The sequence below is a fragment of the Halomonas sp. DP8Y7-3 genome (genome assembly GCF_019801675.1).
GTDB lineage: Bacteria > Pseudomonadota > Gammaproteobacteria > Pseudomonadales > Halomonadaceae > Halomonas > Halomonas litopenaei_A.
On sequence record NZ_JAHVIO010000014.1, the window covers coordinates 1 to 12,317 of the forward strand.

Genomic DNA, 12,317 nt, shown 5'->3' on the forward strand with positions numbered 1-12,317 from the left:
GAGGTCAGCGTCCAGGTCAGGGTGCCATTAAGGCCATCGACATCAATATTATCTGTGCTGCCAAAGCCGATGCTGGCAATCGCATCACTGCCCGCGGTAAAGGTCAGGCTGGCCACGTCTGTAGAGGAAGCGTCGCCTTCAGTGTCAGCATCATCCAGGGACACCGCGGCGTTGGTGCTCGCCGGATCGCTGTCGGTAACGGTGACCGTCGGGCCGGTACCATCGGTAATGGTGACGGTGTGGCTATCGGAGGCGGTATCACCATCGCTATCGACGGTCTCGATGGTGAAGTTGACCGACGGGTTCTCTGCCTGGTCGAGGTTGTTGTTGGCCTCGAAGGTCCAGCTGCCATCGCGGCCAACGGTCAGAGTGCCTTCGGTCAGGTCGAAGGACACCGTGGAATCCGCTGCGCTACCCAGAACTAGGGAGTCACCTCCCACGGTCACGGTAACGGTGGCACCATCGGCACCGGCATCAGTGGTCCAGCTGCCATCGACGCTCTGACCTTCCACCACTGTCGCGGTGCCAGGCTCAGTGGAGTCGCCGATCTGCAGCGACGGGCTATCATCGGTGATCGCAATATTGATACTGGCCTGACCACGGGTACCGTTATCGTCCGTCACTACCAGCCCCACCGTTTCGGTGAAGCCGCTATCGGTGGCGCCGTCCTGGCTATCGTTGTCGACGCGGGTATCAAGGGTGTAGCTGTAGCTCACCGTACCGCCGGCAGCGTCTCCGTCGAAGCCGGTCAGGGACAGGCTGCCATAGGCCGTATCGACCACCACCGGGTTGGTCGTGGACAGACCTTGCAGCTGGTTCAGCGTCAGTGACTGATCCCCTACCTGGACGCTGGCCACACCATCCACGCTGGTGAAGGTGAAGCTGCCGCCGCGGGTCAGCGCACTGCTGTCTGCCGCACTGCCATCCGCCAGGTTGGCTTCACTGACCTGGACGTCGCCACCATCAGCCGCCAAGCCGCTCAGGCTCACGCCATCATCGGTGGCGGTAACCGTGATGGTCAGCGTCGCCGGAGAGGTGTCGCCGTCGGCATCGGTCAGGGTGTAGGCAAAGGTCTCGGTCAGCGTTTCGTCACCGCTAAGCGCCTGCACACGGGCATCGCTGTTGTTGAGCGTATAGCTCCAGCTGCCATCGCTGTTCAGGGTCAGGGTGCCAAACTCGCCTGTGGCGCTGGGGCTATCCAGGGCGACCGTTGCGGGCTGCGCTGTGGAACTGTCGGCACCGGTCGTGTCATTGGCCAGCACGTTGCCAGAGATGGCCTGTGCAGTGTCCTCGGCCACGCTGGCACGGTCATCGCTCGCCGACGGCGCATCATCCGTAATGGCAATACGAAGACTGCCGCTGGACGCGCTACCGTTATCATCCGTCACTACCAGCCCCACCGTTTCGGTGAAGCCGCTATCGGTGGCGCCGTCCTGGCTATCGTTGTCGACGCGGGTATCCAGGGTGTAGCTGTAGCTCACCGTGCCGCCGGCAGCATCTCCGTCGAAGCCGGTCAGGGACAGGCTGCCATAGGCCGTGTCGACCACCACCGGGTTGGTCGTGGACAGACCTTGCAGCTGGTTCAGCGTCAGTGACTGATCCCCTACCTGAACGCTGGCCACACCATCCACGCTGGTGAAAGTGAAACTGCCGCCGCGGGTCAGCGCACTGCTGTCTGCCGCGCTGCCATCCGCCAGGTTGGCTTCACTGACCTGGACGTCACCACCTTCGGTGGCCAAGCCGCCCAGGCTCACACCATCATCGGTGGCGGTGACCGTAATGGTCAGCGTCGCCGGAGAGGTGTCGCCGTCGGCATCGGTCAGGGTGTAGGCAAAGGTCTCGGTCAGCGTTTCGTCGCCGCTAAGCGCCTGCACACGGGCATCGCTGTTGTTGAGCGTGTAGCTCCAGCTGCCATCGCTGTTCAGGGTCAGAGTGCCAAACTCGCCTGTGGCGTTGGGGCTATCCAGGGCGACCGTCGCGGGCTGCGCTGTGGAGCTGTCGGCACCGGTCGTGTCATTGGCCAGCACATTGCCAGAGATGGCCTGTGCAGTGTCCTCGGCCACGCTGGCACTGTCATTCACCGCCACCGGCACATCGTCCTGCACCTGGATGGTCAGGTCGGTAGAGGCTTCGTCGCCGTCGCTGTCAGTGGCCGTGATGGCGAACTGATCTGCCAGATCATCGCTGCCGGTGCCCTGGCTGGTGTGATCCTCGGTGCTGCCGTCGAGGGTGTAGCTCCAGCTGTAGTCGCCAGCGTCGGAGACGCTGACGGTCAGCGTGCCGAAGTCGCCCACCACGGTGCCGCCAGCGGTAACGTTAACGCCGTTGATGACCAACGAGGCCAGGCTGTCACCACCGGTGGTAATGGGCAGTGTGCCGCTGGTGGTCTGGCTGCCGTCGCCCGCGGCACTGCCGCCCGCCAGGCCCGCCTCGCTGACCGTGAACAGGCCGCCTTCGGTGCTCGGGGAGTCATCCGGCACGCTGATGGTCGGGGTGGAATCTTCCGCCACCGTGACGCTGAATACCGCGTCGCTGGTGTCACCATCGGCATCGGTGATGGTGTAGTCGATCAGCGCCTCGCCTTCGAAGCCCGGCGCCGGGGTAAAGGTCACCTCACCGGTTTCACTGTTGAAGGACACACTACCCTGGCTGGGATTACGTAGGGTCGCCGCGGAGACGCTCGCTCCATCCACGCCCTGGGTGTCATTGTCCAGCACGTTATAGGTGATCGGGGTGTCTTCCGCGGTATTGGCGCTGTCATTCACCGCCACCGGTACGTCATCCTGCACCTGGATGGTCAGGTCGGTAGAGGCTTCGTCGCCGTCGCTGTCAGTGGCCGTGATGGCGAACTGATCTGCCAGGTCATCGCTGCCGGTGCCCTGGCTGGTGTGATCCTCGGTGCTGCCGTCGAGGGTGTAGCTCCAGCTGTAGTCGCCAGCGTCGGAGACGCTGACGGTCAACGTGCCGAAGTCGCCCACTACGGTGCCGCCAGCGGTGACGTTAACGCCGTTGATCACCAACGAGGCCAGGCTGTCACCACCGGTGGTGATGGGCAGCGTGCCGCTGGTGGTCTGGCTGCCGTCGCCCGCAGCGCTGCCGCCAGGCAGGCCAGCTTCGCTGACCGTGAACTGGCCGCCTTCGGTGTTCGGGGAGTCATCCGGCACGCTGATGGTCGGCGTGGAGTCTTCCGCCACGGTGACGCTGAACACCGCGTCGCTGGTGTCACCATCGGCATCGGTGATGGTGTAGTCGATCAGCGCCTCGCCTTCGAAGCCCGGTGCCGGGGTAAAGGTCACATCCCCCGCGGCATTGATCGATACGCTGCCCTGGCTCGGGTCACGCAACGTTGCTGCGGTCAGCGTTGCTCCATCCACGCCCTGGGTGTCATTGTCCAGCACGTTATAGGTGATCGGGGTGTCTTCCGCGGTATTGGCGCTGTCATTTACCGCCACCGGCACGTCGTCCTGCACCTGGATGGTCAGGTCGGTGGAGGCTTCGTCGCCGTCGCTGTCAGTGGCCGTGATGGCGAACTGATCCGCCAGGTCATCGCTGCCGGTGCCCTGGCTGGTGTGATCCTCGGTGCTGCCGTCAAGGGTGTAGCTCCAGCTGTAGTCGCCGGCGTCGGAGACGCTGACGGTCAGCGTGCCGAAGTCGCCTACCACGGTGCCGCCAGCGGTGACGTTAACGCCGTTGATGACCAGTGAGGCCAGGCTGTCACCACCGGTGGTAATAGGCAGCGTGCCGCTGGTGGTCTGGCTGCCGTCGCCCGCGGCGCTGCCGCCAGGCAGGCCCGCTTCGCTGACGGTGAACTGGCCGCCTTCGGTGCTCGGGGAGTCATCCGGCACGCTGATGGTCGGCGTGGAGTCTTCCGCCACAGTGACGCTGAATACCGCGTCGCTGGTATCACCGTCGGCATCGGTGATGGTGTAGTCGATCAGCGCTTCGCCTTCGAAGCCCGGCGCCGGGGTAAAGGTCACCTCACCGGTGTCGCCGTTGAAGGACACACTGCCCTGGCTGGGAGTGCGCAGGGTCGCCGCAGAGACGCTCGCTTCATCCACGCCCTGGGTGTCATTGCCCAGCACGTTATAGGTGATCGGGGTGTCTTCCGCGGTATTGGCGCTGTCATTCACCGCCACCGGCACGTCGTCCTGTACCTGGATGGTCAGGTCGGTGGAGGCCTCGTCGCCGTCGCTGTCTGTCGCCGTGATGGCGAACTGATCCGCCAGGTCATCGCTGCCGGTACCCTGGCTGGTGTGATCCTGGGTGCTGCCGTCGAGGGTGTAGCTCCAGCTGTAGTCGCCGGCGTCGGAGACGCTGACGGTCAGCGTGCCGAAGTCGCCCACCACGGTGCCGCCAGCGGTGACGTTGACGCCGTTGATGACCAGTGAGGCCAGGCTGTCACCACCGGTGGTGATGGGCAGCGTGCCGCTGGTGGTCTGGCTGCCGTCGCCCGCGGCGCTGCCGCCAGGCAGGCCCGCTTCGCTGACGGTGAACTGGCCGCCTTCGGTGCTCGGGGAGTCATCCGGCACGCTGATGGTCGGCGTGGAGTCTTCCGCCACCGTGACGCTGAATACCGCGTCGCTGGTATCACCATCGGCGTCGGTGATGGTGTAGTCGATCAGCGCTTCGCCTTCGAAGCCCGGCGCCGGGGTAAAGGTCACCTCACCGGTGTCGCTGTTGAAGGACACACTGCCCTGGCTGGGATTGCGCAGGGTCGCCGTAGAGACGCTCGCTCCATCCACGCCCTGGGTGTCATTGCCCAGCACGTTATAGGTGATCGGGGTGTCTTCCGCGGTATTGGCGCTGTCATTCACCGCCACCGGCACATCGTCCTGTACCTGGATGGTCAGGTCGGTGGAGGCTTCGTCGCCGTCGCTGTCCGTCGCCGTAATCGCGAACTGATCTGCCAGGTCATCGCTGCCGGTGCCCTGGCTGGTGTGATCCTGGGTGCTGCCGTCGAGGGTGTAGCTCCAGCTGTAGTCGCCGGCGTCGGAGACGCTGACGGTCAACGTGCCGAAGTCGCCCACCACGGTGCCGCCAGCGGTGACATTAATGCCGTTGATCACCAACGAGGCCAGGCTGTCACCACCGGTGGTGATAGGCAGCGTGCCGCTGGTGGTCTGGCTGCCGTCGCCCGCGGCACTACCGCCAGGCAGGCCAGCTTCGCTGACCGTGAACTGGCCACCTTCGGTACTCGGGGAGTCATCCGGCACGCTGATGGTCGGCGTGGAGTCTTCCGCCACAGTGACGCTGAATACCGCGTCGCTGGTATCACCATCGGCATCGGTGATGGTGTAGTCGATCAGCGCCTCGCCTTCGAAGCCCGGCGCCGGGGTAAAGGTCACCTCACCGGTGTCGCTGTTGAAGGACACACTGCCCTGGCTGGGATTGCGCAGGGTCGCCGCGGAGACGCTCGCTCCATCCACGCCCTGGGTGTCATTGTCCAGCACGTTATAGGTGATCGGCGTGTCTTCCGCGGTATTGGCGCTGTCATTCACCGCCACCGGCACGTCGTCCTGCACCTGGATGGTCAGGTCGGTGGAGGCCTCGTCGCCGTCGCTGTCCGTCGCCGTGATGGCGAACTGATCCGCCAGGTCATCGCTGCCGGTGCCCTGGCTGGTGTGATCCTCGGTGCTGCCGTCGAGGGTGTAGCTCCAGCTGTAGTCGCCAGCGTCGGAGACGCTAACGGTCAACGTGCCGAAGTCGCCCACTACGGTGCCGCCAGCGGTGACGTTAACGCCGTTGATCACCAACGAGGCCAGGCTGTCACCACCGGTGGTGATGGGCAGCGTGCCGCTGGTGGTCTGGCTGCCGTCGCCCGCGGCGCTGCCGCCAGGCAGGCCCGCTTCGCTGACGGTGAACTGGCCGCCTTCGGTGCTCGGGGATTCATCCGGCACGCTGATGGTCGGCGTGGAGTCTTCCGCCACCGTGACGCTGAACACCGCGTCGCTGGTGTCACCATCGGCATCGGTGATGGTGTAATCGATCAGCGCCTCGCCTTCGAAGCCCGGTGCCGGGGTAAAGGTCACATCCCCCGCGGCATTGATCGATACGCTGCCCTGACTCGGGTCACGCAACGTCGCAGTGGTGAGTGTTGCACCGTCCGCGCCTTCAACGTCGTTAGCCAGCACGTTGTAGGTGATCGGGGTGTCTTCCTGGGTCTCGGCGGTATCGTCGAAGGCCTGAGGAGCATCATCGAGAATCGCGATATCGAGAAAGCCGCTGGTGGTGCTGCCATCGGTATCCGTGGCAGTGATCACGATGCTCTCTACAAGGCCGTCACCGGTGGCGCCATCCGCGCTGTCATTATCGACCGGCGTGGTGAGCTCGAAGGTATAGCTGACGGTGCCACCCGTGGTTCCGCCAGTATAACCGGTCAGCGTCAGGGTGCCATGGGGGGTATTGATGACCAACGGATTACCGGCAAGTCCATTCAGCCGGTCCAGGCTGATCGGACCACTGGAGCCCACCGTGATGGAGGTCAAACCGTCGGGCGCACTGACGCCAAAGCTGCCACTGACGATACTGCCGGTAGCGGGCGAGCTACCTGAGGCAAGCCCGGACTCGCTGACGGTCTGCTCAGCGGATGCAAAGCCAACGGCTGCGCCGCCAGTGCCCACGGCACCGCCAGTGCCCCCCTGCGGGCCGTCCAAGCCTGTCAACGTGACCGGTTCATCAACGTCGTCTGAGCCGCCGCCCTCTTGCTGAGGAAGCTCCTCGTCTACTCGCTGGTAGCCATACTCGAATGACAGCGGCGTCACTTCCTCAACAATACGCAGCAGACGCACGAAATCATGCCCGCCTTCAACCCCAGCGCCACCAGCAGCCCCCGCAGCCGGTGCTTCCAGGATATCCAGCAGATCCCCATCGCTTTCTTCCAGCAGCGCCAGCACCCTGGCGACGTCAGGGTCCTCGAGTACCGGCGCTTGCTCGCCTTCGCCACTGCCTTCAGCGACATCTTGAGTCAGCAGAATCTGAGCATTGCTCTCCATCTCGACCAGGGGCGCACCGTCCACCTGTTCGAGCCTGACGCGCGCCCCATTGCCGGTAATCACCACCTCGCCCTCGCGAAGCTGGTCACCCTCTGCCAGGGCTCTCAGGTTACCTTCTGCGTCACGGGCCCAAGCTTGACCAACAAGCTGAACGACGGTGGCAATGATCATAGGGGCGTCTCTCTATAGCGTTTGGGGGCTGTATAATTTTTGGTGCACGCATACAGTTGTGCAGATACGACATTACATGCGCACGAGATATCTCAATACTGTACCAGAGGACAATGAGCTACCTCTTTTTCTCCACCACCCCGTCTTCCCCTTTTTCCTCTCCTATGCTATTGCTTTTTCACGTCTATTAGCGGGCTTACAAAAATATCCGCGTTATGAGAAAAGCCAGACTGCACAAAAACTCCCCCGACCTCTGGTACTAGCTTGTTGGCTTGCCCCACCGTCAGCGATGTCGCCTGCTGCATTTTTCATGTACAACGCAGCGCACCACGTACAACAATTTATGTCTCGTGATCCTGTTTCGGCCCGAATGCCAGGCCTTAGCGGGAAAACTATGCGCATAAAAAAAGCGCGCCCCTGAGGGCGCGCCATTTTGGCCGGAACACGCGATGTACCGCGCGTTCAGTCGTCTTCTGATCACTTCATCGCCAGCACCAGGCCAACGACAGCGAGAAGATCACTGCTCCCGCATCTTCCATCCAAGGGTTTCACCGGCACGCAGCGGGACCAGGCTCTTCCCTTCGCCGAAGGGCAGCTCGGCAGGCACCTGCCACTCGGTCTTGTCCAGGGTAATGCGATCTGCGTTGCGTGGCAGCCCATAGAAATCCGAGCCGTGGTGACTGGCAAAACCCTCGAGGCGATCAAGCGCCCCGGCCTGCTCGAATGCTGTCGCGTACAGCTCGATCGCGGTCAACGCTGTGTAAGCGCCGGCGCAACCGCAGTCGCTCTCCTTGTCGTGGCGAGCGTGAGGAGCGCTATCGGTGCCCAGGAAGAAGCTGGTGTCGCCAGAAGTCGCTGCCTCGATCAATGCCTCACGGTGACGCTCACGCTTGAGGATCGGCAGGCAGTAATAGTGAGGACGAATCCCGCCCACCAGCATATGGTTGCGGTTATACAGCAAGTGATGGGCGGTGATGGTTGCCCCCACATTGGCCGGGGCCTGGGCCACAAAGCTCGCCGCATCGGCGGTGGTAATGTGCTCAAACACCACCTTGAGCTCAGGGTGGCGTGACAGCAGCGGCTTCATCACCCGGTCGATAAAGACCTTCTCCCGGTCAAAGATATCGATCTCGTGATCTGTCACCTCGCCATGCACCAGCAGCGGCATGCCCAGACGAGCCATGGTGGCCACCGCTTCGTCGCAATGCTTCAGGTCGGTCACACCTGAATCAGAATTGGTGGTGGCCCCTGCCGGATACAGCTTGACCGCCTGTACCTTGCCGCTAGCCCAGGCCAGCTCGATATCTTCCGCCGTGGTACGGTCAGTCAGATACAGCGTCATCAACGGCTCGAACTGGCTACCTTGCGGCAGCGCCGCCAGAATACGCTCGCGGTAGGCCAGCGCCTGCTCCAGCACTGTCACCGGCGGCTTGAGGTTGGGCATGATGATGGCACGCCCCATTTGGCGCGCGGTGTCCGCTACCACTGACTCAAGCGCGACGCCATCGCGCAGGTGAAGGTGCCAGTCATCCGGGCGGGTCAAGGTAATGGAAGTCACTTGTTGTCCTGTCATCGAGTGGTTCAAGGTCGCGCGCAGTATACCGCAAAGCGATCGACCTCCGCTCATCGCCACAAAAGCAGGATATTTCGCGTATCATGCGCAAGTGTCTCCTGCGAGCACTATCCTGACAGGCGAAAGGCGCCGGCAGGACAGGCCGACACAAGACGCGGAACAAGGCAGTGGCCATCCAGGTGGCCATGAAGAGTGAACGAGGCATTCAGGGCCAATCAATAGGCCTCGCCTGTCACCCAGGAACCCCCTGCGCCCCGTTTTTACCGACTAGCCCTAGCGAGAGCTCAATGCCCAAGGTACGTCACTACGCCGACCTGGTCGCCACCCTGGCGGGACTGATGTGGTTGATGCTGTATTGGTCGATCAGCGTATCACTGCATATCGATAGCGCCGAGCCGGCACTGGCTGCCCTGCTGATACTGGGCACCATGATCCTGCTGAGCTTTGTGCATCGCCCGGTGCGCGTCATGCTGAGCCGCTATCACGTGCGCAAGCGGCGCACCGAGATGTGGATGCATATTCTGGCGCTACCGCTGAACCTGGCATTTCTGTTTGCCATCGTCATCGATCACCTGATCACGCCATTGAGCGGCGCGCAGAAGATGCTGCTGTTCAACGTCCTGGCCACCGCCAGCTGGTTGGTCTTTCTCGTCACCCTGCTGATGAAATTGCTTGCCAGGTCCATCGCTGAACGCCGTGGCGAGCGCAGCGATGACGACGCTGACAGCAACCCTGACGTGAGTACTGCAAGCGCCAGCGCATTGCCCCCCACTTCCGGCGAATCAACAACCGCCGAACCGCAGAAAGACAACACCTGAACCCGCCCCTCACCATGACAACGCCACCTCACGCAGCCCTTGTAGGCTTTTGCCTGAAAAGCGAGAGCGCCAGACGAAAGACCGCAAAGCGGTGAGAAGGAAACGGTGAGAAGGAAGCGGTGAAGAGGAGAAGGGCCACGAACATCGTGGCCCTTTTACATTCTGAACAGGACAGCGTGTTAGAAACGATCGACCCTGAAGGGTGTCATGTCGATATCCGCCAGCTCCCCCTCGATCAGCTGGGTCAGCAGCTTGCCGGTAACAGGTCCCAGCGTGAAGCCCTGATGGCCATGACCACAGGCCAGCCACAGGCCATCCTGTCCCGGCACCGGGCCAATCACTGGCTTCATGTCTGGCGTGCAGGGCCTGGCACCCTTCCAGGGCGTGGACTCCAGCCGCTGCCCCAGGGGGAAGAGTTCCCTCGCCTTGCGCTCCGCCGCCTCCAGCTGGTCAAGGTGCGCCGGCGCCTCCAGCCGCTCCAGCTCGGCCCCGGTGGTCAAGCGCACGCCCTGGCGCATCGGCGCCAGCAGATAGCCGACCTCGGCGTCCATGACCCAGTGACCGAGCGCCCGCTCGTCAGGCTGGGCATAGTGCATGTGGTACCCGCGCTTGACGAACAGCGGAATCCTCAAGCCCAAGGCCGTCATCCACTCCTGCGTCCAGGGCCCCAGCGCCATGACCAGACCGTCAGCGTCCAGCTGGCGGCTGACTGCACCGCCACCCAGTGACACCCGCCAGGCTTGGCCAGTGCGCTCCACGGCGTCCACATTGGCCTGCACAATCTCGCCCCCGGACTCGACAAAGGCCCGTGCGTAAGCAGCGACCAGATCCCCCGGGCTGGCCACCGTCCAGGGGTCCAGCCAGTGAATGGCCCCGGCCAGCCCCTTGTCGTTGCCAGCGCCGCGCGCCAGGCCGGGTTCCAACTGGGCAAGTTCCGCTCTGTCGAGTCGTTTGAAGAGAATCCCGAAGCGCTGCGCATCGGCCTGAGCCTGGGCATACCGAGCCGTCAGTTCGGCCTCGCTGCGATACACCTCCAGCCAACCGTCGCGACGAATCAACTCCTCAGCGCCAGATGCCGCAATCATGGCGGCATGGGCGTCAAGACAGCCTGAAATCAAGGACGCGTACTCAGGCACAATTCGCTCATACCGCGCCGGCGCTGAGTGCTGCCAGTACTTCAACAAGGTACCCGCGTTGGCCATCATCGCACCTGGGCGGTAGCGGATATCGATCTGCCGATTCGGAGCCACCCGCAGCAGCGTGCCGAGGTCGCGAGGAAACGCATAGGGCCGAACCGCCTCGCGCTGGATGATGCCGGCATTGCCATAGGACGTCTCACGCCCCGGCTCGCGACGGTCCACCAGGGTCACCTGATGACCTCGCTGACTCAGATGCCAAGCAACGGACACGCCCACCATCCCAGCACCCACTACCACCATCTTGCGCGACATCTGCGTCTCCTTGTCTCGACTCGCACTGGCTGAATCAGAAAACTTTACTATCCCTGATCGCGTTCAACAGGATGATCCAGTGTACCTGTCACAAAAGCCAGTCTCACCCACTACAATTTCTCCGACCGACGATAACGCTATCGACAGACCATGCAAGCGACAGACCTGTAAATGAAAGACCTGCGAGCGACAGACCTGTAAACGACAGACCTGAAAGCAAAAGACCCCGTAAACGAGAGACCCCGAAAACGAAAAAACCAAGCGCGCTTGAGCTTATCCACGCCGTCGCTGCTCAGGTTCGGTTGATACAGGCGTCCATACCTTGATCACCGCACCGCGGCGCGATTTTCCTCGGCGATACGGGTACGCACAAAATCGCCGTGGCTGACATGCAGCAACTCGGCCAGGGCACGAATGCGATGTTCTTCCAGGGCGTCCTTCTCGCCATCGGCAAAGGCCAGCGCCCACATCTGCTGCACCAGGGCGACCCGCTCCTGATACCCGGTTCGGTCTCTCAGCTCACGCACAAAACGGTGATGGTCAACGGCCGTTTCCGCTTCCTGGCGGGCCAACGTCATCAGCTCGTCCAACGCTGCCGGGTCCAGCTCAAAGCGCTGCTGCAGCTGCTCGCGCATCAGCGCGATCTCGCTGTCATCCATGCGATAGTCTGCCCGCACCACCTCACACAGCAGAACCGCCGTGGCCAAGGACAGGTCGACGTCTGCCTGGGCGTGTTCCGGCTGCGCCACATCGTTGATCCAATTCCTCAGGGAGGCCATCATCGTCATCGTTATCTCCTTGCCTGTACCACCATCTCAATGTCTTAGCAGGATACCGCCATGCCTCATCCGCTGCTGATCGTGTCACTCGCTGCCCTGATTGGCGCCATTGTTGCAGCCGTCGGGGCCTGGAAGGTGCGGGACGTCAACCGCTGGCCCAGCGCCCAGGTCACCGTCACCGACACCGGCGTCAGACTGGCCGAAGCACAGCGCCATCAGCGCGAGCGGGATGAACAGGCCAAGCGATATCTGGCACGCGTGGCCGTCGAAGGCCAACTCGAGGGTCGCCTTGTAACTTCCGACAACAGTGGCTTTGATGGCGTTCCCTCCTTCGAACGCCTCGAGGACGCTGAGGCCTACCTGGCGGCCTACCCAGTCGGCAGTCAAATAACGGTGCGCTATTCGCCTAGAGACCCGTCCATCATCCACCTAGGCACGGCCAGCCTGCCCTGGGGACGCCTGGGCCTGGCGGGATTCCTGCTGATGGCAAGCCTAGGCGCCTTCGCGCTTTACACGACCAAGACCTGACCCTG

The 12,317-nt window shown here is 62.8% G+C and carries 6 protein-coding genes; 2 read left to right on the forward strand and 4 right to left on the reverse strand.

The annotated features are described in order from the left end of the window. Positions 1-7,163, reverse strand: a 7,163-nt coding sequence (locus KUV86_RS14655) for a retention module-containing protein (protein ID WP_222485286.1), incomplete at its 3' end; no start/stop codon positions are given. Positions 7,164-7,680: 517 nt separating this feature from the next. Beyond that, positions 7,681-8,721: a dihydroorotase gene (pyrC, locus tag KUV86_RS14660; RefSeq protein WP_222485287.1), complete on the reverse strand. Its 1,041-nt coding sequence runs from the start codon at positions 8,719-8,721 to the stop codon at positions 7,681-7,683. Positions 8,722-9,023: 302 nt separating this feature from the next. Between pyrC and KUV86_RS14665 the strand changes: the two genes are divergently transcribed. Further along, a complete protein-coding gene (locus tag KUV86_RS14665) occupies positions 9,024-9,554 on the forward strand; it encodes a hypothetical protein (protein ID WP_315900990.1) in 531 nt (176 codons plus the stop codon). A gap of 179 nt (positions 9,555-9,733) precedes the next feature. On the opposite strand, the gene KUV86_RS14670 is transcribed toward KUV86_RS14665, so the two are convergent. Next, entirely contained in the window at positions 9,734-11,056 is a 1,323-nt protein-coding gene (locus KUV86_RS14670; protein WP_222485669.1) for an NAD(P)/FAD-dependent oxidoreductase, read from the reverse strand. Between the two features lie 275 nt (positions 11,057-11,331). Further along, positions 11,332-11,793, reverse strand: a complete 462-nt coding sequence (locus tag KUV86_RS14675; RefSeq protein ID WP_261397655.1) for a TerB family tellurite resistance protein — start codon at positions 11,791-11,793, stop codon at positions 11,332-11,334. A 51-nt stretch (positions 11,794-11,844) separates the two neighbouring features. Between KUV86_RS14675 and KUV86_RS14680 the strand changes: the two genes are divergently transcribed. Then, positions 11,845-12,312 (forward strand): DUF3592 domain-containing protein, encoded by a 468-nt coding sequence (locus KUV86_RS14680; RefSeq protein ID WP_222485289.1) that lies wholly within the window; start codon positions 11,845-11,847, stop codon positions 12,310-12,312. Positions 12,313-12,317 lie beyond the last annotated feature (5 nt).